Consider the following 26,043-nt stretch of genomic DNA (forward strand, 5'->3'; position numbering starts at 1 on the left):
CAACCACGTGGTCACCCGGAACGCCCTGCGGAAGCCGGCCAGCGGCCAGCTCTACCAAGCCCCAATCCGACCGGTCGCCGTACACCCGGTAGGTGTCGACATTGGCCAACCTCACGATGGGTAGTGCCGGCCGCTGGCCGGCAAACACGTGGTCGCCGGGAACGCCCTGCGGAAGCCGGCCAGCGGCCGGCTCTACCAGGCGCCAATCCTACCGGTCGCCGTACACCCGGTAGGTGTCGACATTGGCCAACCTAACGGTGGGGTAGTGCCGGCCGCTGGCCGGCAACCACGTGATCATCGGGAACACCCAGCGGAAGCCGGCCAGCGGCCGGCTCTACCAAGCGGCAATCCGACCGGTCGCCGTACACCAAGCATCAACGGTGATGCATCCACCAGCAATCAATCGCGTCCAACACGATGTGGATGATCAAACCGATGCCGAACAACCGCGTTTTCTTCGGCACGCATAGCCCGGCATAGACCGCAATCGCCGGTGCAGTGTGCAGCGGATGGAAACCGATGCTGCAACGGTTGGGCGCGTAGATCGGATCGGCCAGCAGGTGGTCCAGATCGATGATCCAGCCCAGCAACATCAGCAGCCACGCCGAGGCAAAGCGCTTGCGCCAGAACAGCCATGCCAGCAACGCTGGCACGGCGGCATGCAGGAACAGGTGGAAGATCGCGCGCGCGCTCATCGGGGCCGGTAGCGCCGGGCCTATGCCCGGCGTTCCCGTTTACCTCACACCAGCGGTTCGTCGGACAGGTAGGTGTAACCGGTCAGGCCGGCTTCCAGCGCGTCCGACAGTTCCTGCGCGCGTTCCGGCGACAGCTGCGCCGCAGCCACGCGCTGCGCATAGGTCGCACGCAGTTCGTCCAGGCGGTAACCCACGTAATCCAGCATCACGTCGGTGGTATCGCCGCGGCGCTGCTGGGTGATGGCGTAGCCATCGGCATCGGCCAGCACTTCCACCGCGTCGGTATCGCCGAACAGGTTGTGGATGTCGCCCAGGATTTCCTGGTAGGCGCCGACCATGAAGAAGCCGATGCGGTAGCTCTCGCCCGGCTTCATCTTGTGCAGTGGCAGCGAGCTGTCCAGGCTCTCGTTCTCGACATAGGTTTCCACCATGCCGTCCGAGTCGCAGGTCATGTCGGCGATGATGCCGCGACGGTCCGGAGCTTCGTCCAAGCGCTCGATCGGTACGATCGGGAACACCTGGTCGATCGCCCACACGTCCGGAATCGATTCGAACACGCTGAAGTTGACGAAGTACTTGTCGACCAGGCGCTCGTTCAGTTCGTCCAGCACCGGGCGATGGCTCTTCTCGTCGTAGCTCAGGCGCGCACGCACGCCGTGGGCGATGGCGTAGAACAGGTCGTCGATGCGCGCACGCTGCGGCAGGTCGATCTGGCCCAGCGCGTAGCTGGCCAGGCCTTCGGCATGGAAATGCTGCGCCTCCTGGAACAGTTCCACCGCCGGGCGCACGTCCAGCTCGTCGTGGATCTCACGCAGGTGGCGGATCGCGGCCGGCTCGTCGTCGTGCTGGTCCGGCACGCGGCCTTCCTGCGCTTCTTCCACTTCCGACACATTGGCGATCAGCACCGCGTGGTGCGCGGTCATTGCGCGGCCGCACTCGGTGACGATGCGCGGCGGGGTCAGGCCGAACTCTTCGCAGGCATTGGCCAGCGGCTGCACGATGTTGCTGGCGTAGGAATGCAGGCCGTAGTTGATCGAGCAGAAGCTGCGCGAACGGGTGCCTTCGTAATCCACGCCCAGGCCGCCGCCCACATCGACGTGGGTGATCTTCGCGCCCAGGCGCGACAGCTCCACGAAGTAGCGGGTGGCTTCGCGCATGCCGTTGGCGATGTCGCGCACGTTGGAGATCTGCGAGCCCATGTGGAAGTGCAGCAGGTTCAGGCAGTCGGCGTACTCGGTATCACGCAGCGACTTCCACAGGTCCAGCAGCTGGCGCGGCGACAGGCCGAACTTGGCCTTGTCGCCACCGCTGTTCTGCCACTTGCCGGCGCCCAGCGAGGCCAGGCGCATGCGCACGCCCAGGCCCGGCTTCACGTCCAGCGCCTTGGACTCTTCCAGCACCAGCTTCAGCTCGGACGGCTTCTCGATGACGATGAAGGTCTGCAGGCCCAGCTTGCGGCCGATCAGGGCCAGGCGTATGTACTCGCGGTCCTTGTAACCGTTGCAGACGATCAGGCCACCCGGGCGCGACAGCGCCAGCACGGCCATCAGCTCGGGCTTGCTGCCCGCTTCCAGGCCAAAGCCTTCGCCGTGGTGGCTGGCCAGGGTGCCGGCCACGCCGCGGGTCTGGTTGACCTTGATCGGGTACACGGCGGTGTAGCCGCCGCTGTACTCCCAGTCCTGCTGGGCCTGGGCGAAGGCCGCCTGCAGCTTGCCCAGCCGCTGGCCGAGGATGTCCGGGAAGCGCACCAGCAGCGGCAGCTTGGCACCGGCCGCGCGCGCAGCGTCCACCACCTTGGGCAGCGATACCACCGGGCCGTCCGCCCCGGTCGGTCTCACCACCATGTGCCCGGCCTGATCCACGTCGAAGTAACCATCCGCCCAATGCGGGATCGAGTAGGTCTTGCGGGCTTGGTCGAGGGACCAATCGGTCATTTCAGTCGGCCTTGTTGGCAATAAAAGGGGGGGCATGATAACGCCTATATGCCCACAGGTTCGTTATCATGCGCGCCCGCGCCCGTGACAGGTTCCAACCTGAACGGGCCGATCCGTCCGGATGTGGCATCTGTGCCACGCGGCCCCGCCCGCCAGCCCGGCTCCACCCCTCCGAACAGGACCGTTTTCCCATGACTGACAGCAACAACTGGTACATCGAACACTTCGAGCGCACCGGCTCGGCCATCGGCTACCGCATCACCGGCAAGCTGGACGAGGTGCAGTCGCCGTTCCAGAAGATCGAAATCTTCCAGACCACCGACTGGGGCAACCTGATGACCATCGACGGGGCCATCATGCTGACCAGCAAGGACAATTTCTTCTACCACGAGATGATCAGCCACCCGGTGCTGTTCACCCACGCCGCGCCCAAGCGCGTGGTGATCATCGGTGGCGGCGACTGCGGCACCCTGCGCGAAGTGCTCAAGCACAGCGGCGTGGAGAGCGTGACCCAGTGCGATATCGACGAGCAGGTCACCGTGATGGCGCGCAAGCACTTCCCGGAACTGTGCGACTCCAACGATGACGCCCGCGCCGAGCTGCTGTTCGATGACGGCGTGGCCTACATGGCCAACTGCCCGGCCGGCAGCGTGGACGTGGTGATCGTCGATTCGACCGACCCGGTCGGCCCCGGCGAAGGCCTGTTCAACAAGGCCTTCTACGAGAGCTGCTTCAAGGCCCTGAAGGACGACGGCATCCTGGTGCAACAGTCCGAGTCGCCGCTGATGCAGCTGGAACTGATCAACGAAATGCGCACCGAAATGGGCAAGGCCGGCTTCGGTTCGTTCAAGACCCTGCCGTTCCCGCAGCCGTGCTACCCCACCGGCTGGTGGAGCGTGACCATGGCGCGCAAGGGCGACAGCAGCTTCGACTTCCGCCAGGCCGACTCGGCCGCCAAGACCTTCAACACCCTGTACTACACCGCCGCGCTGCACACCGGCGTGCTGGTGACCCCGCCGTTCGTGCAGGCGGCATTGAAGGGTTGATCCAAACAAAAACCCGCGCTGGCGACAGCGCGGGTTTTTTCATGTTCCGGTAGTGCCGGCCGCTGGCCGGCAACCGCATGTAACGATCAAAGCGCCCAGATACCGGCGATCACCGCCACCACCAGGCCCCACTTGATCAGCTGGTAGGCCACCACGCTGCGCTCGCGCAGCGCCTTGGCCTTTAGGCGCACCTTGTAGACGCTGCCAAAGGCCTTGTTGACGCCGCCGGTCGGGTCACCCGGCAGGTTCGGCGATGCACCACCGGCCAGCAGCGTGGCCGCCACCGCGCGGTTGAACAGGCCCGGCAGGCCGAAGCGCAGCGGGCGGGCGATGTCGCAGAACAGGATCACCCGGTCCTGCTGCGTCTCGTTGTGCGCATGGTGGATGTAGGTCTCGTCGAACATCATCCACTCGCCGTCGCGCCAGCTCTTCTTGATGCCGTCCACTTCGATGTAGCAGGCATCGTCGTTGGGCGTGCTCAGGCCCAGGTGCAGGCGCAGCGAGCCGGCGAACGGGTCGCGGTGCGGGCGCAGCTCGCTGCCCGGTGGCAGCTGCGCGAACATCGCCGCACGCACGTCCGGGATCGACTCGATCAGCGCCGTGGTCTTCGGGCACAGCGTCTTCGCCGACGGATGCGACGGGCCGTACCACTTCAGGTAGAAGCGCTTCCAGCCACGACGGAAGAACGAATTGAAGCCGGCATCGTTGAACGTGCTGGAGGCAGCGATCTTCTGCGCGTCGCGCAGCGCCAGCGCCTCGTCGCGGATCATCTGCCAGTTCTGGCGCAGCGGCTCCAGCTGCGGGAACTCCTTGCCCGGGTCCAGGAACGGCGTGGTCGGCACCTTCGAGAACATGTACATGACCACGTTGATCGGGGCCATGAAACTGGAATGGTCCAGCAGCTGGCGCGACCAGCGCGCGCGGACCTTGCCACGGAAGTGGATGTACAGCACGCAGGCCACGAACAGCGCTGCAATGACGATTTTGATGATCAAAGCACTTTCCTCCAGCCGCGGCCGGAACGGGAAACGGGGCGATGCACGGCCTGGCGGCCAGCACCGGTGGGGAACGCGGCAGGGGACGGGGACGTGCCGGAGGGGGGCGGCCGCCGATGTCGCGGGTTAACAGCTTATGGTCGGCAGGGCGTGCGCCGGGGTCAAGCCGGACGTGCATGGCGTTCAGCGCGCCGCCGATGAATGGGCTGGAAGTGCGCCCAACTCATTGATCCAGCGGGGCAAACCTTATAAGTGAGACAGAATTGTCCGATTCTGCGTGACGAACTGTTCCAGCCACGACCCCGACATTTCTCTGACAAATCGTGGAATAGCGAACTGGCGAGTACTAAAATTAACGAAAACTTAGTAAGTCCTTGTAACACCGGTTCGCTTGACGCATTGCGCCACCCACCGGGTCGTCCGAGACCCCGACATGTATCTTCCTGCCCTGCCCCCCTCCTCCTGCGCCGATGGCGCCACCTCCCCGCTGCTGCTCAAGCGCGGCGAGCGTTTCCTGGCCCCAGACGTCTACCGCACCTGCCTGGACGGGCGCGAGGCGGTCATCAAGGACTATTCCCGCTACCGCGGCACTCCCGTTTCGCTGATCGCGCGACTGATGGTGCGCCGTGAAGCACGCATGCTGCAGCGCCTCGGCGGCTGGAAGCATGCCCCCGCGCTGCTCGGCACCCTCGGTGGCCTGGCGCTGGGCATGGAGTTCATCCCCGGCCAGACCCTGAGCACCGCGCAGGCCGTCGGCAATGACGTGTTCGAGCAGCTGCAGCACGCGCTCAGCCGCCTGCACGCCGCCGGCATCACCCACAACGACCTGCACGGCACCAACGTGGTGGTCAGCGGTGGCGTACCGGTGCTGCTGGACTTCACCTCGGCCTGGCGCGCGCCTCGCTGGCTGCGCCGCAATCCACTGAGCCGGCAGATGCGCCGCAGCGACATGAAGAACCTGCTGAAGATCCGCCAGCGCGTGACCGGCCAGGCGCCCAGTGCCGCGCAGGCCGCACTGGTGGCCGACCCGGGCTGGGTCGCCGCGGTGCGGCAGGGCTGGAAGCGGTTCTATAAGTGGGCCAAGCGCCGGTAAGCGCTGCGTCTTTCGGGCGCGATTGATCGCGCGATGGGATGGGACAACGTCGTTGGGGCTGGACGCCCCGACGGGGATGATGCCTCGGCGGCAGCGCGCGCCCGACCAGGTAGAGTCGACTGTTAGTCGACTGCTCTTCGTTCCGAAGCCGGAAAACCCCGCGCTACGCGCGCAAGTCGACTAACAGTCGACTCTACCTCGTCGCATTCCGGCATCCCTGTCGTGTGCCGGCAGACCGTGGCGCGCTTACAACGCGTCCGCGTCCAACTCGCCGGTACGGATGCGCACCACGCTGCCCAGGTCGTACACGAACACCTTGCCGTCACCAATCTTGCCGGTGCCGGCGGCCTTCACGATGGCCTCAACCACCGCCTCAACCTGGTCATCGGTCACCGCCACTTCCAGCTTCACCTTCGGCAGGAAATCGACCACATACTCCGCGCCACGGTACAGCTCGGTATGGCCCTTCTGGCGACCAAAGCCCTTCACTTCCGTCACCGTGATCCCGGTAACCCCACGCTCGGCCAGCGCTTCGCGCACGTCGTCGAGCTTGAACGGCTTGATCACCGCCATGACCATCTTCATCATCTATCTCCTGTCTTCCGGCGTGGAGGATAGCGCCTGAACGCGGCCCGTGCGAAGCCGCTGCCGCCTGTCCGGGCAGTGGGTGCCGGCAGTATCCTTGTGCCCGACTGGCCTGCCCGCGCCGGATGCACGGGCCCACCCCCACGGAGCACCCCATGATCGACCTGAATCAAATCGATGACCTCGCCCGTCGCCTCAGCGACCTGGTGCCCCCGGGCCTGCGCGAATCGCGCGAGGAACTGCAGGCCACCTTCAAGAGCGCGCTGCAGGCCGGCCTGGCCAAGCTGGACCTGGTCACCCGCGAGGAGTTCGAAGTGCAGCGCGCCGTGTTGCTGAAGACCCGCCAAAAGCTGGATGCGCTGGAAACGGCCGTGCGCGAGCTGGAAGGGCGCGGCGCCGCAGAATGAAAAAAGGAGGCGCACCGCGCCTCCCGTTTACAGATTATTTCCCGGATGGGGCCTTGCAGCAAGGCCCACCGGACGCCCTAGACTCGCCGGCCTGTCGATCCGGCAGGACACGCAGGGGCAGTGCCGATGGCGCAGGACACCGATTGGACACCCGTTTCGCATGACACCTGCGACCAGGTCGCCGGGCCGTTCTATCACGGCACCCGCGCTGATCTGGCGGTGGGCGAGCTGCTGAGCGCGGGCTTCCGCTCCAACTATCGCGACAGCGTGGTGATGAACCACGTCTACTTCACCACGATTGCCAAGGGCGCCGGGCTGGCTGCGGAGATGGCACGGGGTGAAGGGCGACCGCGCGTGTATGTGGTGGAGCCGACCGGGCCGTTTGAGGACGACCCGAACGTGACCAACAAGAAGTTTCCCGGCAACCCGACGCGGTCGTATCGGAGTGCGCAGCCGTTGCGGGTGGTTGGGGAGATTGTGGAGTGGGAGCTCTACGACGCGGAGTTCGTTCGGCAGTTGAAGGCGTTTGTTGCTTCGGGGAGTGGGGAGATCATCAATTGATGACCTACTGGCGTTGGGCGTCCCGCACCTCTTCATCGGCTTCATAGATGTCCAGCCCGAGCTCAATGCCGCGCTCACCCAAGGCGAGCAGCGCGCGAGGCGAAAGCGAGACACCACCGTTGCTGCTGCCCATGAAAAGACCGCAGAACAGATCAGGTCGGAAGCGTGCCAGAGACTGCCATACGGCGAGATCGCCGGTGAGCTGATCGAGGATTTCGAAGATCTGAGCGTCCAGATCTTCAGGCTCACGACGCTCCGCATCAAGTTGCCAGCTGCCAGTCCTGGCGATACGCACGGTGCCTGATGGGTTGCCTCTGAATTCCTGGCCCTTGTGATGCGATGCGGTTGGGGTCGCCCCGAGCAAGGCACTGATCTCTTCGGGCAGGAGGTCGTCTCCGAAGAATCGGAGGGTTACCAGGGAATGATCGAATGCTGCCATGCGAATCCAGTTGTGCTTTTCGGAATGTATTCCAGTGCGTAGGCCTCGTTGATGTCAAATTCCAGCCGGAACCGGACGAAAGCAGCTTGAGAATAGGCCGAACCGGGGTAATCGGCTTGGGCTCAAACGGAGAGCTGGCCGGTCTCTACTTGAACATTTCCAACAAGTCCCTGTCTTCATGCCGCTGCTCCCACGTGGAGAGAAAGCAGAAGCTCACCCCACTACGCATGGCAACCGTCTGGAACCCCGCGAGCTCTTCCTTCGTGATCGGATACTCGACCGGATCAAAGTGCAGGAGCGCCCACGGCTTGAGGAGTGAGAACCCGGACGCGAGTTCCGAGAAGAGTTCCTTCAGCTTAGGTCGGATGGTGGAGAAGTCCCTGACCGGCCCCGCACGATTGCCAAGGGCGTGGCACTGGCGACGAATGGTTCTGTCACCACCAACCAAGCGAGCGATGAAGTGATCCTGATGCACTTGAACGTAGAACAATTGCCGGCGAAACATCTTCATTCCCCGCATCGTCCCCCAAAAGCCCAGCCGTGCAAATCATCAAGCCCCATCCGGAAGCCGGACCTGCGCCGCGCATTCTGCGGCAACGGCCCCAAGCGCTGCGCCCTTCATCCGTGAAAGTGCTGCAAGCGTACGTCGTTCATACGCCTCCGCGACTCCCGGATCTGGCTCGATGAACGGCGATGTGCAGATATCTTCGACCTTGAATCCCCGTGCGATCAATGCCAAGACCCGCTCAGGCGCTTTGGGCAATGCACGGGCTACCGCGTAATTGATGGATAGCGAGGCGCCCGCATCTGAAAACGGCTTTAGCGCAGCCGCAACCTCAAGCCATGCAGGATCGCCTGACTCGATGCCAGCGGTGACCTGCCCAAACTCTCGCTCGTGCTGCCACAGATCCCAAAGCACCTTGCGCCCCCCTTCGTTGGCAACGCGATTGAGCACGGCCTGTGCGGAAGGGCGATCCGCCGCGACTGCAGTTGGGCTGGCAATCGCAAGCACGAGTAGGAGCACTGTCATGTTTCTCATGGGACCTGACTCCCTGATGGATGGACCCTTGGATCCGGTCATACGCCCTGCCCACAAAGCACCATGTGGCGTACTTTCCCCTGATACAGCGCGATCCTAGGGTGGCTGGGTTCGGCCATCAAGCCGGCGCATGGCCAGATCCAAGCATAGGATCAGAAGCCCCGCGAAATCCACGTCGCTGGCCGGCCACTGATCCACAGGAATTGCCATGCGTGATCCGATGTCCGCTCCCGGCCAGAAACGGTCGTTCAACGTCAGAATTATGCCGCGCCGCGAAGCGGCGTCGGCTTGAGCGCATTGCTAGGGCGCCCCCACCAGCCCCAGAAACGTTTCCATCCAGGCTTTTTCGGCGGCGCCCGGGTTGTACGCATAGGCGACCTGCTCGTCAGAGGGCGCCGGAACTTCTTCCCAATAGCGTGGTGTTGCAACCGTATCCAAGAACGCCAGCTCACATGTCACGTAGCACATCCACACTGCGCTAGTTATGAACTGCATGTTTAGATCCAAAGGCTCGTAGCCTTTTTCGTACGCACGGATCGCAGTGAACTGTTTGTGCAACCTTCCAACGTGAGTGAACTCATTGCTTAGCAGGCCGTACATTCTTCCGAATGGAGGAAACACCTTCTTGGCGCTGGCAATCGCTCGCGTGGACTCGAACGCATGCTCTCTATGCGCCTTCAAGTCGTCTTGGAACTGGATCAGATGAAGCACAACCGCCAAAGACTCTATCGATGAGCGGATGACTGGGCCCGGTTGTAAGACGAAGCCGCCCCGCAGGAGGTACGCCGCAGCGGCGATGGAGTTCAGAGCGTTCGATAGAAGCTCGGCACACGCAACTCTCAGATCATCTTTCTCTTGCGAAGCTCTGATCATCCCCGAGGTGAGCAGTCCGAAACAGTGGGCGAACTGCTTGCTAATTGCCCGCATGTTGTCGTGATGCAGGGCATCAAACGACGCGGCGATCATCTCGGCATCCCGGGTAATTTGATTGATTAGCACGGTATTTCGAACTTCAATAAGCCGGCTGCTCACCGGATCGAAAATAACGGCACAGGTTTCAGGATGGTGAGAAGTCATTTGTGTGCCTAACGCTTGAATTGAGCGACGACGGAGCCGTCCGCCTTTAACGAGATGCTAGACGACGCCCCCGAAATTACAAGCGCCCCGAAGGACGCTTTAGTGTATTCAATCGGGTCAAAGTGCAGAATCGCCCATGGCTTTTCAAGTGAAAACCCGGGCGTGATTTCCGAGAAGATATCCTTCAGTTGAGGCCGGAAAACGGAGAAGTCCTTGATCGGACCCGCGCGATTGCCAGGAGCATGACACTGGCGACAGATGGCTCTGTCTCCACCCACCACGCGCGCAATGAAGTGATCCTGGTGCACTTGAACGTAGATCAGCTGACGGCGAAAAATCCTCATCCCTTCTCAACCCCACACGCTCAATGGTCGTCCATGTGCCTGCACGCCTACCGATCAATACGTCGGCCGCGCCTTCAGCGCGCTTGAACCCCTGCGCACCAGATACAACGCAACCAGGAACGGCCACAGCGAGTTGATCGACGAGAACAGGCGCTGCGTCAGCCCCCTGAACCCCTCCGGGTCCGCTCCCACCACGTTCAACCAGAGATAGACGATGCTCGCGACGCTCACCGCAGCAGTCACGGAGTACGCCCTTCGGTTGGCAGACCATGCGCTCAATTCGATGTTCGACATCGCCGGTGCAATGATGTTTGCGATACCGATGGTGTAGAAGCCGTGCATCGGATGGCCCATGGGCCAGAGCCCGTTGGTCAGCATGGAAATGCCAAAGACCAACCAGCAGATTGCACCTACTGCAATCCGGCGGCCGGACTCCCTCCATACCCGATGGAGAACGCCACGAAGCCTACGCCAGAGCCGATGGCGGCGATCCTGGCGCAGATGCTTGCGAGCGTCGGCGCCTGCAGCAGCTCGCTGGCGTGCTGTGCGAGCGCGTTGTAGCCCGGCGCGAACACGGCGGCAACGCTGGTCCAGAACAGGAACCACGGAAGCGGGACCAGACCCGCGCAGAGAAGCAGTCGGCTGCGGCGTGACACGTGCAGTGGTCCTTGTTTGGCCTGCGCCAGTGGGTGGAATCCAATCGAACACTGCAGAACCTTCCTACTGCGGGCAGGACGATCTTGATTGACTACAGCAGTAGTCAGATTGCGCGTGGCGCTCGATAGGTTCAATAGGCAAGAAGTCATCTAAACCAACTAGCGGGTGTCGCAGCGGTTCGGTTGCATGGGCGATCACACATGTCCGATGGGCGAGTACTGTCGCATTTGCCGCGCCTTGCATCTCCGGCGGAAGGTTCTGACGACTCCGTTCCAGAAGTGCCGTTCCGCTTGGCACGCCAAGGCTCTCGCCGCTTCCGGTGCTATGCGACAATGCCAAAAGCGTCTCGGGTTTTGGCGGCATTGCCCCTACCCGTTGGCATTCCGAACAACAGCAGGTAATCGTTACTGCGCCACCGTGCATCGGTGGTCGGGACTCGAAAGCCCGTTTTGTTGGGAAGTAGTTTGCGCTTGCCAGCCGGCACCACCGCGCGTGGTGCCGGCTGGCAATCCGTCTGCCGGCTATGGCGGGCGGGGCGTGGGGGTCTTGTACCCGCCGGTTCCCAACATCCGGTTTTCGAGCCACGCTCTGCCCGCCACCTTTATCGGTGGCGGCTTCTGCCTGCATGCACGGAGCCTGCCATGACCACGCCGCACTCCCCTCCCCCGCGCCCGATCCAGCAAGCGCCCTCGGCCGCTGCGGCCCTGGCCCCCAACAGCCTCATCGCCATCCTGCACGCCATCGGCGCGGGCGCTGCGGCCGACGGCCAGCCCTGGCCCGAGCGGCACCATCTACGCAGCCGGCAGATGGCGTTGTCCGACGCCGACTGCGCGCTCACCGGCCAGCGCATCGTGCAGGAGATCCTGCTGGCGGCCGAGCGCACGCGCCAGAACGGCGAGCCCGAGCAGTACGTGGGCGATCGGGTGATGGAGGGGCTGGTGATGGCCGATATGGCACTCACGGCGTTCATCCACGAACGGATGCGCCCCAAGGACTGAGCGCGCTTATGGCGCTGACTTTTCTGCCTGTGTGCGGGGTGACGAATGAAGAAGCACGGCCTTGCCGCTGCAGCGGCGTGCATCGCGGTGATCGGCGCGATGTGGGTGAAGTGGCCCGAGCCCGCGGGCGATCAGGTGTGGGCCTACCAGAAGCTGCGGCCGGCCGATTACCGCCTGCTGCACAGTGATGCGCTCGGCTTCGTGACCGCGAAGGCCCACGAGGGCTTTGAACTGCAAGCGCGCCATGCCGGGGCGACGTCCTTCGAGATCCGCTGCAAGGGCGTGCTGGTGATGGAGGTGGAGAACGCGCCGTCGCGTGTGTTGATCCGCATGCCTGCCGATGCCCGCTGGCGGGCACCGGATATCGAACGGCTGCGCATCAGCTTCGAGCGTTGGCTGGATCTGCACCAGAGCCAGGGGCGAATACTGGTGGAGAGTGCGGGGCCTTCGTGGGTTGAGGCGCGGTTTGGGCGCTTCAATGCGCTGGTGCTTGATGAGCAGCGGTGTCTGTCTGGGGGGCTGGGCCGCCATTGACCGCCCCTCCCTAATCGGCCCATTCGCAACAAATGTCTGGAGGAAGCGGCGCCTCCTGAGACTTACCCGCGCCAAAGGCGATGGTCCTGCCATCCAGTCGCAGCCCCGATGCTTCTCGTTCGGACTTCGGTCGTCAGGCCAGCCGAGAGGTGGGTATCGACACGTTCACGCCAATCCCTGAAATCAGCGGTCGTCGCTTCCAAAAGTCGGCGAAGCAGGAGCAACAGAAAGAAGCAACGATTCGGTGCGTATGGCGCCTCGCGCTCAGACCATCCTGCCGACCGTGGGCGAACTGCCGAAACACCGAGCTCCTTGTTCCATAACCTACTGTGGTGTGCAACGACGTTTCGCGCCACGCTGGTGACATGCAGCCAGTTTGCGAAGACTGGCGCGGCCAGCAGCATCTCCCCCGCAACAGCCTTCTGTTCTCTGGAGCGCAGCGCTTTGTAGAAACGAGAAAGCGAGCCGAGCGACATGACTTCTGTCGCCATCCAGATCGGTACTCTGGGGAATGCGGGTGAGGCGTACTTGTCCTTGTAGTGCCGAATAAACGCCTCCTTGGAGCGCGTCACTTCACTTTCGACGCCGCCGAGCCAATCCGCATACTCTTGTCCGGTGAATGCCAGATTGCGCGGCTCCAAATGGCCGAAGGCGCCATAGGCATGGGCAAAGTGGTACGTGAGCACGGTCCGCGTTGCGACCTCGATATGGCCAACGGCCTCCATTACCAGGTCTCGAAGGGCCCTATCGAATTCATAGAGACTGACCGCTTCTTCGAATGTCGCTTGAGCTCGGAAGCTGTCGCTACCGGACACACGCTGTGTGTAGAGATAGCCCATGAGGCGGTAGTAGCCAACACGCTGCAGATAGCGATTGGCGTTGGCGACGTCGCCGATGGCAAGCCCGCGCTGCTGGAGGAGATCCAACTGCTCCTGAATCGACAGGGGTGGTTTACGGTAGTGAGTCATCCTGACTCCAATCAGCGGACAAAAAAAACCCGCCAATTTGAGCATGTCGCGAACTAGCGCGTCAGAGGCTTGGCGGGTGTGTTGGGTGAATTTTAGCGCCCCTTTTGCTTACCTTCAAGATAATGTGTGTAGTTCCGTGAAATGTAAATACCTGTACGAAAAGCACTTCATAGGGAATTGTCTAGGATTTCCGCAGTCTCGCGGGCGCAGATCCAGTGAGGTGAAAGGCCGGCCCGGGCGAGCCGCAACGCCTATTCCTCGGCGTTGCTCCACTTGATGCCGGTCGAATTCCGTCACTCAATTGCAGAGACCAGCCGCCCGGGAGCTAGAAGCCAAACTTCAACGGATCAATTGACTGCCAGAATCCTCCTAGTCCATTCACCAGCAACTTCCGATAGCCCTCGAAGAGCACCTGCCGCATCATCAAGCGCCCCTCCGCAGGAAACCACACATGAGCTTGGCGCTGGTCCACAGCCGTGCCCGCGCCGGGGTCGATGCCCCACTGGTGCGGGTGGAAGTGCACCTCTCTGGCGGCCTGCCTGCCACCCAAATTGTCGGCCTGGCCGAGACCAGCGTGCGCGAGTCCCGCGAGCGCGTGCGTGCCGCCCTGCTCTGCGCGCGCTTCGACTTTCCGCAGCGGCGCATCACCTTGAACCTCGCGCCCGCCGACTTGCCCAAGGAAGGCGGGCGTTACGACCTGGCCATCGCGCTGGGCATTCTGGCGGCCAGCGGCCAGGTCGATCCGCAATCGCTGCTGCAGTACGAGTTCCTGGGTGAGCTTGGACTGACCGGCGAGCTGCGGCCGGTGGCCGGAGCGCTGCCGGCGGCAATTGCGGCGGCAGACGCCGGACGCATTCTGGTGGTGCCGCCGGGGAATGCCGCAGAAGCCGCACTGGCCGAGCATGCCGATGTACGCGTAGCGCGTACGTTGCTGGAGTGCTGCGCCGGGTTGGGCAATCCGCGCCTGTTGCCACCCGTGGAACGCGTGGACATGACGCCGTTGCCGCTACCCGATCTGGCCGACGTGCGCGGGCAGGCGCACGCACGACGCGCGTTGGAAGTGGCCGCAGCGGGTGGGCACCATCTGTTGTTGATCGGCAGTCCTGGCTGCGGCAAGACACTGCTGGCCTCGCGCCTGCCCAGCCTGTTGCCGGATACCGAAGAGACTGAGGCGCTGCAGCTGGCCGCGATTGCGTCAGTGAGTGGCGAAGGGTTGGACCCGAGAAGGTGGCGGCAGCGGCCCTTTCGGGCGCCACATCACAGTGCCAGTGCGGCGGCGCTGGTGGGCGGCGGCAACCCGCCCTGCCCCGGCGAGATCTCGCTGGCCCATCACGGCGTGCTGTTCCTGGACGAGCTTCCGGAGTGGAACCGCAGCGCGCTGGAGACCCTGCGCGAGCCGCTGGAATCTGGCCACATCCGCATCGCCCGCGCGGCACGCAGCGTGCAGTATCCCGCGCGCTTTCAGCTCGTGGCCGCGATGAATCCCTGCCCCTGCGGCTGGGCCGGTGACCGCAGCAACCGCTGCCTGTGCAGCGACGAGCGTATCAACCGTTACCGTGCGCGGGTGTCTGGTCCGCTGCTGGACCGTATCGACCTGCATATCAGTGTGGCGCGCATGGACGCAGTGGAGTTGCGGGAGAGCACGCCGCTGGGGGAGCCCAGTGCTGCGGTACGTGCACGGGTGGAAGCCGCCCATGCCAAGCAGCAGGTGCGTGGCGGGCTCAACGCGCATCTGCCGCCGGCGGCACTGCGGGCCTGTACCCGACTGAGCGAGGCAGATCAGGACATGCTGGAACAGGCCATCGAGCGCCTGCAGCTGTCGGCGCGGGCGATGCACCGGATTCTGCGGGTGGCGCGCACGATTGCCGATCTGGCGGGTTGCGAAACGATCCAGACGGCGCATCTGGCCGAGGCCATTGGCTACCGGCAGTTGGACCGCGGGAAGGCGAGCACGTAATTGCAGCGGGCAGAATCAGGCCGCGTCATGCGGGCACACGTTCAAAAAGATCCGGCAGCCATTCCGGCTTGAACAGGGAAGCAGGCTGTTCTCTCATCTCTTCTACGCGCCACCATTTCCACGCCCTGATCGTGGCATTTTCCTCCTCCGTCCATCCGTCACGCTGGATGTCGGGCTGGTTGGGGCTGCGGACCAGAAAATACTCTTCCAGCCATCGCGCGGGCGTTGATCGGGCGACCGCGTAGACGGCATCGCGCTTTTCCAGCCGCACGCCTATCGGCAGATCCAATCCCGTCTCCTCCCTAAGCTCACGCCGTGCGGCGTCCGCATATCCCTCCCCGGGCAGAAGCTCCCCACCCGGTGTAGCCCAGAAGGGAGCGTGGTGTTCATCGTGATACCGGAACAGCAGCACCGCATCCTCAGCAACGATCACAAGGCGTGCAGATCGTCTGATTTCCATCGTTTCCCGTCCTTACCGGCCCGCCCCAGAATAGGCCAAAAGCAGGCGGACCGAGATAAAGCCATCAACGCGTGTCGATTCCTGGCCAGTGATTCACTTTCCCGGCGTGGGCGCTTGTCGCCGGACGGCAACGGACGCCATGCGGCGGCTGACAAGGCCGAAGAGGTCCTGCAGTTCGGCTGCGCGCTCGGGCGTGCTGTTGCTACCGAAAAGCACACGCGCCAGCGCGGCTTCACGGGTGTCATGCGGGAACCGCAGGCGGTCCCGGTACACCTTCTGGCACACCAGCCAGGCCCGGCGCAGCCCACCGCCGGGCAGCGGGCGGACCACGCGTTCGTAGACCTGCCAGAACTGGTATTCGCCCTGCAAGTCGATCGCCGGCGCCACGGAAAGCGCCTGCCGCGGCCGTCGTGGGCCGCCGATGCCGAGCAATCGGGTTGGCGGGGTGTGCTGTGCCATGCCAACAGGATGACCCAGCAACATTGTGGGAACCTTGCGTCGCTGCCAGAAAACCCCTGTTGTTTGCGCAAGGCGGGTTTCTAGGCGGGTTTTGGGGGTCAGAGCCCTTTGCTGCGCAAAGGGCTCTGACCCCGATCACGGAGGGGCTCTGCCCCCACCCTCGTCGCCTCAGAACGCCATCGAGGTGCTGAACATCAGCTGCCGTGGCGCGCTGCGCTGCAGGGTCTGGTAATCCCCCGAGAACGACGAGCCGGCGATGGTGGCGGTGCCGATGTTGTGGCGGTTGAACAGGTTGCTCACGTCCAGCCGCAGCTCCAGGCCGGGCACGGCGCTGTCGGCACCGAAGCGGTAGGCGGCATAGGTGTTGACCTGCCAGAACGTCGGCACGCGGATGTCGTTCTCGTAGGTGAAGGGCTGGCGCAGGTACGAGGTGCTGGTGGCCCCCAAACGCCAGTCACCGAAATGCGCCGACAGGTCGCTGACCAGCGAGATCTGCGGGTAGCCCGGCTGCGCGTTGCCCTTGATCGGGTACACCGTGTCGCCCACCACGAAATCGCTGTCGTAGTACGAACGGGCCACGGCCACGCCCTGGTAGAACTGCAGGTGGTCGGTCAGGTCGGCGGTGATGCCGAGGTCGGCGCCGAACACGTGCATCTTCGGCATCAGCCGCACGGTGTTGATCTGCGCGAACTGGGTGCCGATGGCGGCCGACAGCAGGCGGTTGCGGATGTCGTTGTAGAACACGTCGCCGGTGATCGTCAGCCGGTCGACGCGATGCGAGGCGCCGACGGTCAGGTTCCAGTTCTTCTCCGGGCGCAGCGTGCCGGCCACGCGGTCGAACTCTTCCTGGTCGGTGATGGTCCACGCAGAGGCGGTGTAGCCGATGTTGCCGCGCTGGGCGACGCGGTAGCCGTTCATGGTGTTGGCCAGGTCGATGAAGGCATCGGTGGATTCGGTCGGGCTCCAGAACAGCGAGACATGCGGCAGGAAGTTGCTTTTCGCGCGCAGCGTGCCGTTCACCGGCCGGTCCTTGGCATCGCCGAGGCCGCCGCCGCTGGTGCGGAAGTCCACGGCTTTGAATCCAACGCCCAGCTTCAGCGTGTCGTTCAACACGATGTCGTCCTGCAGGTACAACTGGCGCGAGCGGGTCACCCAGCTCGATGCGTTGTCGGTCTTGAACGCGGGGCCGTACACATCGAACGGGCCGATGGCCTTCAGCGGCGGGCCCTCGCCCAGCAGCGGCTGCTGGTACCACTCGGTCTTGGCTGCGGCCTTGCTCTTCTCCTGCCAGAAACCGGCGGTGAAGGTGTGCGCGCCGGACTCGAACTGCAGGTTGAGCATGCCGCCCAGCCGGTTGAGGCGCGGGGTCTGCACCTGTTCGGAGAACGGCGCGCCGTTGGGCGATGGCACGTTCGGGTCGGTGAGCGTGGCCTGGGTGTGGCTGTTGGCGTTGTACAGCTGCACGTTGCCGCTCAGCGACGGGCTGATCTGGAAGCGATGGTTGATCGAGGACACCCGGTCGCGGGTGCTCTGGCCGGTGTCGTACGGAATCAGCCCGGACAGTTCACCACAGGTGTAGGCGCCGCAGGATTTGTCTGCGTTCTCCGGCGAGGCCACGTAATACGCCCACGCATAGTCCGGATAGAAGATGTCGGCCTTCCAGCCCAGCTTGCGGATCATGTCGAAGGAGATGTTGTTGTAGCCCCAGACCTGGGCCTTGCTGTCGGAGACGAACACGGTGAAATCGCCCCACGCCACATCCTGCTGCAGCTTCAGGTCACCGCGCAGGAAGTTCTGCGTGCCCTCACCCTGGTACTTGTCGGCGGACACGCGTTGCAGGTCGACCAGCACTTTCGGGCCATGCTCGCCGAGCTGGCCGCTCTGCCCGGATACGGTGGTGACCAACGTGCTGTTGCTGCCCACGCCCTGCTTCACGCGCAGGCCGGGCGTGTCCTGCAGGTCGCGCAGCCGGTATTCCAGGCTGCCGCCGTTGACGCTGCTGGAGAACACGCTGACCGGTGCGCCACCGGGGCTGACCGTGATCGCGCCGATGCCATCGGGCACGCCCACGTTCACCACACTGGTGCCGGTGAGCGAGAGGAAGCCGTTGTCGTTCAGCGGCACGCCTTCGAAGGTGATGCCCATTTCATTCATGCGGAAGCCGCGCACGAACAGGCTGGTGGCCGAGATATCCAGGCCCAGCCCGTCGGTGGCGGTGTAGCTGGCACCGGGCACCTGTTTCAGCATAGCCAGGCCGTTGTTGCCGGTGACCATCGCGTCGAGGTCTTCGGCCTTGATGATATAGCGGTTGGGGCCGACCACCTGGGTCGGTGCCACGGCCGCACCGCGCGGCGTGGCGATGACCTGCAGGGCGTTGAGCGTGGTGGGCGTGTCGAGCGTGGCGTCGTGCGTGTCTGCGGCGTACGCAGGTGCGGTGGTGGCCGCGATGATGGCCAGGGCGAGGCGCGTCGTGGGTGGGGTGTTCATGGCAGTAGATCCAGGTGCAGGGAGAGAGCGGCGCAGGCGCACGCCCAGCGCGTTGCAGCACCGGTGTCGGCGCCTGGCTGGCGATGCGGTTGCGTTGAAGGCGTGACGGCGCGGTGCGTGCCGGTCAGTGGCAGACGAAGACGATCATCTGCCGTGGGATTCGGTGGGGTGATTTCGACGTGCGGAATTCTTGCATCGCACTGCCGCATTCGCCATTGCACCGTGGTACAGCGCCAATGGCGGTGGGGATGGGTGGGCTATACGTGGGTATAGCCCCGGCGTGGCGGGGGCCGACCTTGGTCGGCGCTCGTGTGCCAACCAAGGTTGGCACCTACCAGGGCATAGGGACGCGTGGTTACTGCAGGACGAAATGCTCGATCGCGCGCGCCACGCCTTCGTCGGCATTGCTGGTGGTTTCAAATCGAGCAACTGCCTTCACCGCATCGATGGCATTGCCCATCGCCACGCTGGTGCCGGCGTACTGCAGCATGGTCAGGTCGTTTTCCTGGTCACCGATGGCCATCACGTTGGCGCGGTCGATGCCCAGGTGCTCGGCCAGCGTCTGCAGGCTCGGCCCCTTGCCGGCGCGGTGGTCGAACACTTCCAGGAAGAACGGTGCGCTCTTCAGTACCGCGAAGCGCTCGGTCAGCGCGCTGGGCAGGCGCGCGATGGCGGCATCCAGCACCTCAGGTTCGTCGATCATCATCAGCTTGATGAAGGACATCGACGGGTCCATGTCTTCCACGCGGCGATACGACAGCGGCATCCGCGAAAGATGCGAGTCGGCCACGGTGTAGTAGCTGATGTCCTGGTTGGGCGTGTACATGCGCTGGCTGTCCAGCGCCTGGAAGTGCACGCCCAGGTCGCGGGCGACCTGCTCGCAGAACAGGAAGTCGTCGAAGCTGAGCGGATACGCGACCACGGTTTCGCGCGTGCCGATGCGCTGCACCAGGCCGCCATTGCAGGCGATGCAGTAGTCGTCGTTGCCGGTGATGCCGAGCTCGTGCAGGTACGGCGCCAGGCCCGGAACCGGGCGGCCACTGGTCAGCACGATGTGCACGCCCAGCGCCCGCGCCTGCGCGATGGCCTTCCGGGCGCGGGGGGTGAGCTGGTGCGACGGGTCCAGCAGCGTGCCATCCATGTCGATGGCGACCAGTTCGATGGTCGATTGCCTGCGGCCCATGTCCATTGCGTTCAACTCGTGCGGGGCACGCCAGTTTACCCCCTCATGCCCGGTTCACCTCTTTGCCCACGTTGGCCGGGATACTGCAGGAGCCTGTGCGTCCCCCACCGCAGGACGGCCCGTTGACCGCCCTTCCCTGGAGAACCTTGCGACGCATGACCTACCGTGCCCCCGAAACCAACGACAGCGCGCCCCTGGCCCAGCAGATCGAGCAGATGATCGAGGAGCTGCCCGGCGACCAGGTGCGCGTCGGCACCCTGCTCAGCGCGCTGGGCGATGAGGGCCTGCTGCTGATCGTGATCCTGCTCTCGGCCATCTTCATCATCCCGGTGTCGATTCCCGGGCTGAGCACGGTGTTCGGCGCCTCGATCCTGCTGATCGGCCTGAGCCGTGTGCGCGACCGCCCGCTGTGGGTGCCGCAGAAGCTGGCGCGCCGCGAGATCGCCACCGACAAGCTGAAGGCCAACCTGGGCCGTGCGCTGAAGTGGGTGCACCGCATGGAGCGGCTGTCGCGGCCGATGCGGCTGGCGGTGATGGTGCGCTCGAAGAAGATGATGCGCCTGAACAACCTGATGCTGGTGTTTGCGACCCTGCTGTTGATGGCGCCGGCCGGGCCGATTCCCTTCAGCAACACGCTGCCGGCGTTGGCGCTGATGTCGTTTGCGATTGGCTTCATCCAGCGCGATGGCGCGGCGGTGGCGGCCGGGTACGGCTTCGTGGTGGCCACGGTGGTGTATTTCGGCGTGCTGCTGGGCGGCGTGGGATTTGCCGCCGAATCGGTGTTCAGTGGGTTCCGGGCACGCTGAACCCGGTGGTTAAGCCGACGGGGGGAGTCGACAGGGTAGAGTCGACTGTTAGTCGACTGCTCTTCGCTGCTCACAGGAAAAGCACGCGCTGCGCGCGCGAGTCGACTGACAGTCGACTCTACCGGATGTCCTTCGGCCATGGCTCAACGCTACACAGCTACTTGGCTGAGACCCGCCACACCACGTCGCCCACGTCGTCGGCCACCAGCAGCGCGCCCTCGGCATCCATGGCCATGCCGACCGGTGCGCCCATCAGGGTCTTCTCGTCCTTCGAAGTGAAGCCGCTGACCACGGTCTGCGGCCGCCCGGTCGGCTTGCCGTCCTTGAACGGTACGTAGACCACTTCGTAGCCACTCAGTGGCGAGCGGTCCCAGCTGCCGTGTTCGCCGATGAAGGCGCCGCCGTGGTACTGCGCCGGCAGTGCCTGGCCGGTGTAGAACAGCAGGCCCAGCGGTGCCACGTGCGAGCCGATGGCGTAGTCCGGCACGATCGCCTTGGCCACCAGGTCCGGTCGCTGCGGCTGCACGCGCTCGTCCACGTGCTGGCCGTAGTAGCTGTAGGGCCAGCCGTAGAAGCCATCTTCCTTCACCGAGGTGAGGTAATCCGGCACCAGGTCGGCGCCGATCTCGTCGCGTTCGTTCGCCACCGCCCACAGCGTGCCGGTGCTCGGCTCCCAGTCCAGTCCGGTCGGGTTGCGGATGCCCGACGCAAAGATGCGGCTGCCGCGGGTGGCCACGTCCACTTCCAGCACGACCGCGCGGCGGTATTCAACGGCCAAGCCGTTCTCGGTGATGTTGCTGTTGGACCCCACGCCCACGTACAGCTTGCGGCCATCGCGGCTGGCCAGCAGTTCCTTGGTCCAGTGGTGGTTGATGGTGCTGGGCAGGTCGGTGAACTCGCGTCCCTTGTCGGACATGCGGGTTTCGCCGGGCACGTAGTGGTACTGCATGATGTTGCCGGTGTTGGCCACGTACAGCGTGTCGCCGATCAGCTGGATGCCGAACGGCGAGTGCAGGCCTTCGATGTAGACGTGCTGGGTCCAGGTGTTCGTGCCCGGCGAGCGGCGCAGCAGGGTGACCCGGTTGCCGCCCTTGCCGGCCTTGCCCGAGCGCGCCTTCACCTTGCCGGCAATCCACTGCTTGGGCGTGGTGACCGGCTCTTCGCCGGGGCCGTTGCCTTCCACCACCAGTACATCGCCGTTGGGCAGGGTCAGCAGCCGGCGCGGGTGCTGCAGGTTGGCGGCGATGCGCTCGATCTTCAGGCCTTCGGCCACCGTGGGCGACTGGCCGTCGGCCCAGCCCACGCCCTTGGGCACCTGCATCGGCGGCATCAGGAAGTTGGCCGGCTTGGGCAGTGGCGGCTGCGGTCCCGACTGGTCGGCCGGATGGTATTCGGCCTTGCCGGCGCAGGCCGAGAGGGTGACGGCCAGTGCCAGCGCGGCCACGGTGGGCAGGATGTGCTTAGCCATGACGACCTCCCTGCAGCACCGGCGGCTGCAGCGACAGCAGGATCAGGCCCAGCGCGATCAGGGCCACGGTCAGCGCCGACAGAATCGTGCCCGGCACCGCAACGGCGTACGCATCACGGCTGTGCACGAAGGCGTTCCAGATGGCCAGCACCACCGCGACCAGGTTCAGGAAGAAGTCGATGCGGTCGATGCGGGTGGCCGTGCCGTTGCGGCGCCAGACCGCGAACAGGTTGATCAGGCGCGGCACGACGGCGATCAGCAGGCCGAACGTGATCAGCCAGGCGGCGGCCTTGCCCCACATCACCTCGGCGCTGTTGAGATAGATCGCGTCGAAGATCAGTGCACCGACGAAGAAGCCGAAGGGTATCGGGTTCAACAGGCTGAACAGCGTGGTGCCAAGGCCGCGATGGGCCTGGGCGAGCGGATTGACCATCATCGTGCTCCGTGCGGAAGGGTGCACGGGTTGTAGTAGCACAGCCGGGTGTGAGGGCCGCGCCGAGACGCGGTGGATACACGCCCTGCTTGGATGCAGGTGCCAGAAGGTTTGCCTCCCCATATGCCGACCGCAGCCGTCGTCATTGCCGCGCCTCATAAGTGTCTGTGACGAAATTCGCACTTCTGCATCTTTCGGGTGTGAAGAGGTAGGGGGTTCTTCGTTATGTCGCGTTTGGCTCGTTGCGATGGGGCAGTTCCGCCCCGCCGTCCTGCCATGCCGATTCACAACAGAAGGATTCGTGTATGAAGCGACACACGCAACGCTCCGCGCCACCGCGCTCTGCGCGCCTGGCCCTTGCCACTGCCCTGGTGCTGGGCAGCCTGGCCGCCACCGCGCAGGCCCAACAGGCCGATCCGCTGGCGGGTATCCAGTGGCACCTGCTCAACACCGGGCAGACCGTCCCGGCCGACACCCGGCCGGTGGCCGGCAACGACCTGAACGTCGATGGCCTGTTCCGCAACGGCATCCGCGGCCAGGGCGTCACCATCGCCATCGTCGACGATGGCCTGCAGATCGCGCACCCGGACCTGGCCGCCAACGTGGCGGCGGTGGCCGGCAAGAACTTCACCAACGGCTCGAACAACCCCACCCCGACCAACCCGGATGTCGACAACCACGGCACCATGGTCGGCGGCATTGCGGGCGCGGTGGGCGCCAACAACCTGGGCGTGCGCGGTGTGGCCCCGGCGGCGACGCTGAAGGGCTTCAATCCGATTTCGCGCTCAGCCCTGGGCAACCAGCAGAGCAACATCGAGTACGCCTGGTGGGACGGCGCGGAATCGGCCGACGTGCAGGTCTTCAACAACAGCTGGGGCGCCGGCCCGGGCAATCCGAACCTGCCGTTGGCGTACAGCGAAAACACGATCCGTTCGTATGAGCAGGCCCTGTCGGGCACGCGCGGTGGCCGCGGCGGCATCTACGTGAAGTCGGCTGGCAACAACTTCAACAATGCCTCGATCAGCCAGACCCAGGATGTCTGCACCACCGACACCAAGAACCGTAACACCGGCTGCGTGCCGGCTGGCCGTGATCCGCGCAACAACCTGTTCAACGTGATCACCGTAGGCGCGGTGCGTGCCGATGGCGTGCGCTCGTCCTACTCCTCCACCGGCTCGGCGCTGTGGGTCTCGGCCTTTGGCGGTGAGTACGGCCTGCAGGCCCAGTATGCACCGGGCCTGGTTGCACGCGCGTACGACCCGGCCATCGTCACCACCGACGTGACCGGATGCGCGCAGGGCAGCAACACCAACACCAACCGCCAGAACACCCTGGACAGCAACCTGTCGGCCATCGACAGCACCTGCAACTACACCGCCAAGATGAACGGCACCTCGGCGTCGGCGCCGATGGTCTCGGGCGTGGCGGCGCTGGTGCTGGAGGCCAATCCGAACCTGTCCTATCGCGATGTGAAGTACATCCTGGCCACCACCGCCACCCGCAACCACCCGAACCAGCCGGCGGTGACGCTGGCCGACGGCCGCACGCTGGTGCCGGGCTGGACGGTGAATGCTGCCGGCCGTGCCTACAGCAACTGGTATGGCTTCGGCGTGGTCAACGCTGCACGCGCGGTGCAGGTGGCCGAGAACTTCCAGTCGCTCGGTGCGCTGGTCGACAGCGGCTGGCGCAACACCACGCGTACCGTGGCCATCGGCAACACCTCGGCCGCCGCCGCACGCCTGACCTTCCAGCTGGCCAACGGCGCGCGCAACATCGAAAGCGTGCAGCTGGGCTTCCGGGTCAACCACCGCAACACGCGCCAGCTGCAGTTCGTGCTGGTGTCGCCCAGCGGCACGCGCAGCGTGGTGCAGCCGGCGTTCACCGCGATCGGTTCGGGCACGGGTGGCGCGCAGAGCAACTTCACCAGCTGGGACCTGCTGTCCAGCAATGCCTTCCTAGATGAGAACGCCACGGGCACCTGGACGCTGGAAGTGACCGACATGGGGCAGGCCGCGACCGCTGCATCGCGTGGCAACCTCGAATTCTTCAAGATCCGCGTTCTGGGGCACTGATGATGAAGACGACCATTCTGTTGAGCACGCTCGCCTTCGCGGCGATGACCTCCCCTGCCTGGGCACAGAGCTCGGGGCAGACCCCTCCAGCCAGGACCCTGTCGACCGTGGATGCGCAGGAACTGAAGGCGTCCGCTACCGGTCGCACGTTCGACGTGGGCGGCACGCGTTTCCAGCTGTCGCCCTCGGCAACGGTAAAGCAGGCCAGCGGCGGCCAGTTCACGATCACCCCGCAAGCGGCGGCGACCACCAGCGCGCGTACCAAGCGTTCGCTGGATGGCGCCACCGCCGCGCCTGCTGATGCCGGTGCCGGCAAGTTCGCGGCGGCGGTGTCCCGTGACGGCGCGCCAGTGGTGGCGACGTCGCGGGTCAAGGTGTTCTTCACCGATGCGGCGTCGGCCCAACGCGCGGCTACCGCCACCGGCGGCACCGTGGTGAAGGTGTCCAAGGCTTCGGGCCAGGCGATCGTGGAGTACCCGTCGGTGAACGCGGCGCTGGATGCGAGCACCAAGCTGCTGTCCACCGCCGGTATCCGCGCCACCGAGCCGGACGTGGTGCAGTGGGAAGAGACCAAGTAAGGCGTTGAGTGGTGCCCCGGCCGGCTAGCTCTCCTGGCCGGCCGGGGATTGGTGTGGGCCAACCAAGGTTGGCACCCACCGGCGTTACCGCGCGGCGAGTGTGCCGCCGTGCTTGAGGTGGCAGCTGGCCAGTGCGTCGTTGCCGGCGGCCGGATGGCCGGGCTCGAGCAGCAGGCGCTGCACGTCCGAGAACAGCTTTTCCACCGGCATGCCGTACGGCGCGAACAGGCGCAGGCGGCCCTGGCGGTCGAACACGTAGCCACCGGCAATGTGGCTCATGGTGTAGGTATCCGGTACCTGGCCGGGCTCTTTCTCGTAGAACGCCTTGAAGTCGCTGGCCATCGCCGCCAGCTGCGCTTCGTTGCCGACCAGCGCGATTGCCTTGGGGTCGAACGCTTCGACATAGGTGCGCGCGACCTCGGGCGTGTCGCGGGCCGGGTCGACGCTGACGAACACCACCTGCAGCTGGTCGGCATCCTTGCCCATCAGGTGCTTGACCTGGCTCAGCTCGACCATCGTGGTCGGGCACACGTCCGGGCAGCTGGTGAAGCCGAAGAACAGATAGGTCACCTGCCCCTGCAGATCCTTGGGGCCACGCACGGTGCCGTGGCTGTCGGGCATCGACCACTGCTGGCCAAGTTCTTCGCAGGCGATGTCCTTCGCATAGAAGTCCATGCGCGACTGCGCGCTGCAGCCGGCCAGCAGGCCGAGCAGCAGGCCTGCGGCCAGCCGCAGGCCACGTTGGGGGAACGCAATGCCTTTCACGGT

The 26,043-nt window shown here is 64.7% G+C and carries 26 protein-coding genes and 1 pseudogene; 10 read left to right on the top strand and 17 right to left on the bottom strand.

What is annotated here, in order from left to right:
- Nucleotides 1-374 precede the first annotated feature (374 nt).
- A complete protein-coding gene (locus AC5P9C_RS09535) occupies nucleotides 375-695 on the bottom strand; it encodes a DUF6122 family protein (RefSeq protein WP_005411369.1) in 321 nt (106 codons plus the stop codon).
- Between the two features lie 44 nt (nucleotides 696-739).
- The gene (speA, locus tag AC5P9C_RS09540; protein WP_049471482.1) at nucleotides 740-2,629 is read right to left on the bottom strand and encodes an arginine decarboxylase; all 1,890 of its coding nucleotides are present in this window, start codon (nucleotides 2,627-2,629) and stop codon (nucleotides 740-742) included.
- 191 nt (nucleotides 2,630-2,820) lie between these two features.
- On the opposite strand from speA, the gene speE reads away from it, so the two are divergent.
- Entirely contained in the window at nucleotides 2,821-3,675 is an 855-nt protein-coding gene (gene speE, locus AC5P9C_RS09545; RefSeq protein WP_049471480.1) for a polyamine aminopropyltransferase, read from the top strand.
- Nucleotides 3,676-3,761: 86 nt separating this feature from the next.
- Here the strand turns inward: speE and AC5P9C_RS09550 are convergent, their stop codons facing one another.
- Nucleotides 3,762-4,667, bottom strand: coding sequence for an aspartyl/asparaginyl beta-hydroxylase domain-containing protein (locus tag AC5P9C_RS09550; RefSeq protein ID WP_032954620.1), 906 nt, complete (start codon nucleotides 4,665-4,667; stop codon nucleotides 3,762-3,764).
- A 436-nt stretch (nucleotides 4,668-5,103) separates the two neighbouring features.
- On the opposite strand from AC5P9C_RS09550, the gene AC5P9C_RS09555 reads away from it, so the two are divergent.
- On the top strand, nucleotides 5,104-5,763 hold the full coding sequence (locus tag AC5P9C_RS09555; RefSeq protein WP_057494345.1) for an RIO1 family regulatory kinase/ATPase domain-containing protein: 660 nt from the start codon (nucleotides 5,104-5,106) through the stop codon (nucleotides 5,761-5,763).
- 246 nt (nucleotides 5,764-6,009) lie between these two features.
- On the opposite strand, the gene AC5P9C_RS09560 is transcribed toward AC5P9C_RS09555, so the two are convergent.
- Nucleotides 6,010-6,348, bottom strand: coding sequence for a P-II family nitrogen regulator (locus tag AC5P9C_RS09560; protein ID WP_005411374.1), 339 nt, complete (start codon nucleotides 6,346-6,348; stop codon nucleotides 6,010-6,012).
- Between the two features lie 155 nt (nucleotides 6,349-6,503).
- Between AC5P9C_RS09560 and ubiK the strand changes: the two genes are divergently transcribed.
- Both ubiK and arr read left to right on the top strand, forming a co-directional pair.
- Nucleotides 6,504-6,755 carry a ubiquinone biosynthesis accessory factor UbiK gene (gene ubiK, locus AC5P9C_RS09565; RefSeq protein ID WP_005419983.1) on the top strand — a complete coding sequence of 84 codons (252 nt, stop codon included), beginning with the start codon at nucleotides 6,504-6,506 and terminating at the stop codon, nucleotides 6,753-6,755.
- Between the two features lie 126 nt (nucleotides 6,756-6,881).
- Nucleotides 6,882-7,316 carry an NAD(+)--rifampin ADP-ribosyltransferase gene (gene arr / locus AC5P9C_RS09570; RefSeq protein WP_197639598.1) on the top strand — a complete coding sequence of 145 codons (435 nt, stop codon included), beginning with the start codon at nucleotides 6,882-6,884 and terminating at the stop codon, nucleotides 7,314-7,316.
- Nucleotides 7,317-7,320: 4 nt separating this feature from the next.
- Here arr and AC5P9C_RS09575 read toward each other — a convergent pair whose 3' ends face one another.
- The 5 genes and pseudogenes from AC5P9C_RS09575 to AC5P9C_RS09595 form a co-directional block, all read right to left on the bottom strand.
- Nucleotides 7,321-7,755, bottom strand: a complete 435-nt coding sequence (locus AC5P9C_RS09575) for a DUF4279 domain-containing protein (protein WP_182068541.1) — start codon at nucleotides 7,753-7,755, stop codon at nucleotides 7,321-7,323.
- 145 nt (nucleotides 7,756-7,900) lie between these two features.
- The gene (locus AC5P9C_RS09580) at nucleotides 7,901-8,266 is read right to left on the bottom strand and encodes a hypothetical protein (RefSeq protein WP_182068540.1); all 366 of its coding nucleotides are present in this window, start codon (nucleotides 8,264-8,266) and stop codon (nucleotides 7,901-7,903) included.
- Nucleotides 8,267-8,305: 39 nt separating this feature from the next.
- Complete coding sequence (locus AC5P9C_RS09585) at nucleotides 8,306-8,794, bottom strand: hypothetical protein (RefSeq protein ID WP_182068539.1); 489 nt, start codon at nucleotides 8,792-8,794, stop codon at nucleotides 8,306-8,308.
- A 300-nt stretch (nucleotides 8,795-9,094) separates the two neighbouring features.
- Nucleotides 9,095-9,871, bottom strand: a complete 777-nt coding sequence (locus AC5P9C_RS09590; protein ID WP_414615025.1) for a hypothetical protein — start codon at nucleotides 9,869-9,871, stop codon at nucleotides 9,095-9,097.
- Nucleotides 9,872-10,269: 398 nt separating this feature from the next.
- Nucleotides 10,270-10,871 (bottom strand): annotated as a pseudogene (locus AC5P9C_RS09595) (DUF998 domain-containing protein).
- 642 nt (nucleotides 10,872-11,513) lie between these two features.
- Here AC5P9C_RS09595 and AC5P9C_RS09600 point away from each other — a divergent pair.
- Nucleotides 11,514-11,870: a hypothetical protein gene (locus AC5P9C_RS09600; protein WP_182068537.1), complete on the top strand. Its 357-nt coding sequence runs from the start codon at nucleotides 11,514-11,516 to the stop codon at nucleotides 11,868-11,870.
- Between the two features lie 45 nt (nucleotides 11,871-11,915).
- Nucleotides 11,916-12,404 (top strand): cold-shock protein, encoded by a 489-nt coding sequence (locus AC5P9C_RS09605; RefSeq protein ID WP_343542764.1) that lies wholly within the window; start codon nucleotides 11,916-11,918, stop codon nucleotides 12,402-12,404.
- Between the two features lie 62 nt (nucleotides 12,405-12,466).
- Here AC5P9C_RS09605 and AC5P9C_RS09610 read toward each other — a convergent pair whose 3' ends face one another.
- Nucleotides 12,467-13,372: an Abi family protein gene (locus AC5P9C_RS09610; RefSeq protein WP_074725767.1), complete on the bottom strand. Its 906-nt coding sequence runs from the start codon at nucleotides 13,370-13,372 to the stop codon at nucleotides 12,467-12,469.
- A gap of 451 nt (nucleotides 13,373-13,823) precedes the next feature.
- On the opposite strand from AC5P9C_RS09610, the gene AC5P9C_RS09615 reads away from it, so the two are divergent.
- Nucleotides 13,824-15,329, top strand: a complete 1,506-nt coding sequence (locus AC5P9C_RS09615) for a YifB family Mg chelatase-like AAA ATPase (RefSeq protein ID WP_343542767.1) — start codon at nucleotides 13,824-13,826, stop codon at nucleotides 15,327-15,329.
- A 25-nt stretch (nucleotides 15,330-15,354) separates the two neighbouring features.
- Here the strand turns inward: AC5P9C_RS09615 and AC5P9C_RS09620 are convergent, their stop codons facing one another.
- The 4 genes from AC5P9C_RS09620 to yidA all read right to left on the bottom strand — a co-directional run bounded on the left by AC5P9C_RS09620 (nucleotide 15,355) and on the right by yidA (nucleotide 19,924).
- A complete protein-coding gene (locus AC5P9C_RS09620) occupies nucleotides 15,355-15,789 on the bottom strand; it encodes an NUDIX hydrolase (protein WP_032958800.1) in 435 nt (144 codons plus the stop codon).
- A gap of 93 nt (nucleotides 15,790-15,882) precedes the next feature.
- Nucleotides 15,883-16,272, bottom strand: a complete 390-nt coding sequence (locus AC5P9C_RS09625; protein WP_064239426.1) for a hypothetical protein — start codon at nucleotides 16,270-16,272, stop codon at nucleotides 15,883-15,885.
- 144 nt (nucleotides 16,273-16,416) lie between these two features.
- Entirely contained in the window at nucleotides 16,417-18,735 is a 2,319-nt protein-coding gene (locus AC5P9C_RS09630; RefSeq protein WP_414615027.1) for a TonB-dependent receptor, read from the bottom strand.
- A gap of 355 nt (nucleotides 18,736-19,090) precedes the next feature.
- Nucleotides 19,091-19,924 (bottom strand): sugar-phosphatase, encoded by an 834-nt coding sequence (gene yidA / locus AC5P9C_RS09635; RefSeq protein WP_312580660.1) that lies wholly within the window; start codon nucleotides 19,922-19,924, stop codon nucleotides 19,091-19,093.
- A 149-nt stretch (nucleotides 19,925-20,073) separates the two neighbouring features.
- Between yidA and AC5P9C_RS09640 the strand changes: the two genes are divergently transcribed.
- Complete coding sequence (locus AC5P9C_RS09640) at nucleotides 20,074-20,724, top strand: exopolysaccharide biosynthesis protein (protein ID WP_057494367.1); 651 nt, start codon at nucleotides 20,074-20,076, stop codon at nucleotides 20,722-20,724.
- Between the two features lie 157 nt (nucleotides 20,725-20,881).
- Here the strand turns inward: AC5P9C_RS09640 and AC5P9C_RS09645 are convergent, their stop codons facing one another.
- Complete coding sequence (locus AC5P9C_RS09645) at nucleotides 20,882-22,192, bottom strand: PQQ-dependent sugar dehydrogenase (protein ID WP_343542090.1); 1,311 nt, start codon at nucleotides 22,190-22,192, stop codon at nucleotides 20,882-20,884.
- Entirely contained in the window at nucleotides 22,185-22,625 is a 441-nt protein-coding gene (locus tag AC5P9C_RS09650) for a DUF2231 domain-containing protein (protein WP_049468885.1), read from the bottom strand. Before AC5P9C_RS09650 ends, AC5P9C_RS09645 begins: the two co-directional genes overlap by 8 nt.
- Before the next feature lie 305 nt (nucleotides 22,626-22,930).
- Between AC5P9C_RS09650 and AC5P9C_RS09655 the strand changes: the two genes are divergently transcribed.
- A complete protein-coding gene (locus AC5P9C_RS09655; RefSeq protein WP_049460503.1) occupies nucleotides 22,931-24,697 on the top strand; it encodes a S8 family serine peptidase in 1,767 nt (588 codons plus the stop codon).
- On the top strand, nucleotides 24,697-25,275 hold the full coding sequence (locus AC5P9C_RS09660; protein ID WP_049468883.1) for a hypothetical protein: 579 nt from the start codon (nucleotides 24,697-24,699) through the stop codon (nucleotides 25,273-25,275). The genes AC5P9C_RS09655 and AC5P9C_RS09660 overlap by 1 nt, the downstream gene beginning before the upstream one ends.
- Nucleotides 25,276-25,359: 84 nt before the next feature.
- Here AC5P9C_RS09660 and AC5P9C_RS09665 read toward each other — a convergent pair whose 3' ends face one another.
- A complete protein-coding gene (locus tag AC5P9C_RS09665) occupies nucleotides 25,360-26,040 on the bottom strand; it encodes an SCO family protein (protein ID WP_074725759.1) in 681 nt (226 codons plus the stop codon).
- Nucleotides 26,041-26,043 lie beyond the last annotated feature (3 nt).

Source organism: Stenotrophomonas sp. YJH_SMC_10 (assembly GCF_059371555.1).

Bases quoted from the DNA above. Each gene is read 5' to 3' on its own strand.
- speE (WP_049471480.1), top strand. From the start codon at position 2,821: ATGACTGACAGCAACAACTGGTACATCGAACACTTCGAGCGCACCGGC.
- speA (WP_049471482.1), bottom strand. From the start codon at position 2,629: ATGACCGATTGGTCCCTCGACCAAGCCCGCAAGACCTACTCGATCCCG.
- AC5P9C_RS09580 (WP_182068540.1), bottom strand. From the start codon at position 8,266: ATGAAGATGTTTCGCCGGCAATTGTTCTACGTTCAAGTGCATCAGGAT.
- AC5P9C_RS09590 (WP_414615025.1), bottom strand. From the start codon at position 9,871: ATGACTTCTCACCATCCTGAAACCTGTGCCGTTATTTTCGATCCGGTG.
- AC5P9C_RS09650 (WP_049468885.1), bottom strand. From the start codon at position 22,625: ATGGTCAATCCGCTCGCCCAGGCCCATCGCGGCCTTGGCACCACGCTG.
- yidA (WP_312580660.1), bottom strand. From the start codon at position 19,924: ATGGACATGGGCCGCAGGCAATCGACCATCGAACTGGTCGCCATCGAC.
- AC5P9C_RS09575 (WP_182068541.1), bottom strand. From the start codon at position 7,755: ATGGCAGCATTCGATCATTCCCTGGTAACCCTCCGATTCTTCGGAGAC.
- AC5P9C_RS09555 (WP_057494345.1), top strand. From the start codon at position 5,104: ATGTATCTTCCTGCCCTGCCCCCCTCCTCCTGCGCCGATGGCGCCACC.
- AC5P9C_RS09645 (WP_343542090.1), bottom strand. From the start codon at position 22,192: ATGGCTAAGCACATCCTGCCCACCGTGGCCGCGCTGGCACTGGCCGTC.
- arr (WP_197639598.1), top strand. From the start codon at position 6,882: ATGGCGCAGGACACCGATTGGACACCCGTTTCGCATGACACCTGCGAC.
- AC5P9C_RS09610 (WP_074725767.1), bottom strand. From the start codon at position 13,372: ATGACTCACTACCGTAAACCACCCCTGTCGATTCAGGAGCAGTTGGAT.
- AC5P9C_RS09535 (WP_005411369.1), bottom strand. From the start codon at position 695: ATGAGCGCGCGCGCGATCTTCCACCTGTTCCTGCATGCCGCCGTGCCA.
- AC5P9C_RS09640 (WP_057494367.1), top strand. From the start codon at position 20,074: ATGACCTACCGTGCCCCCGAAACCAACGACAGCGCGCCCCTGGCCCAG.
- AC5P9C_RS09615 (WP_343542767.1), top strand. From the start codon at position 13,824: ATGAGCTTGGCGCTGGTCCACAGCCGTGCCCGCGCCGGGGTCGATGCC.
- AC5P9C_RS09605 (WP_343542764.1), top strand. From the start codon at position 11,916: ATGAAGAAGCACGGCCTTGCCGCTGCAGCGGCGTGCATCGCGGTGATC.
- AC5P9C_RS09585 (WP_182068539.1), bottom strand. From the start codon at position 8,794: ATGAGAAACATGACAGTGCTCCTACTCGTGCTTGCGATTGCCAGCCCA.
- AC5P9C_RS09630 (WP_414615027.1), bottom strand. From the start codon at position 18,735: ATGAACACCCCACCCACGACGCGCCTCGCCCTGGCCATCATCGCGGCC.
- AC5P9C_RS09620 (WP_032958800.1), bottom strand. From the start codon at position 15,789: ATGGAAATCAGACGATCTGCACGCCTTGTGATCGTTGCTGAGGATGCG.
- AC5P9C_RS09600 (WP_182068537.1), top strand. From the start codon at position 11,514: ATGACCACGCCGCACTCCCCTCCCCCGCGCCCGATCCAGCAAGCGCCC.
- AC5P9C_RS09560 (WP_005411374.1), bottom strand. From the start codon at position 6,348: ATGAAGATGGTCATGGCGGTGATCAAGCCGTTCAAGCTCGACGACGTG.
- AC5P9C_RS09655 (WP_049460503.1), top strand. From the start codon at position 22,931: ATGAAGCGACACACGCAACGCTCCGCGCCACCGCGCTCTGCGCGCCTG.
- AC5P9C_RS09660 (WP_049468883.1), top strand. From the start codon at position 24,697: ATGATGAAGACGACCATTCTGTTGAGCACGCTCGCCTTCGCGGCGATG.
- AC5P9C_RS09625 (WP_064239426.1), bottom strand. From the start codon at position 16,272: ATGTTGCTGGGTCATCCTGTTGGCATGGCACAGCACACCCCGCCAACC.
- ubiK (WP_005419983.1), top strand. From the start codon at position 6,504: ATGATCGACCTGAATCAAATCGATGACCTCGCCCGTCGCCTCAGCGAC.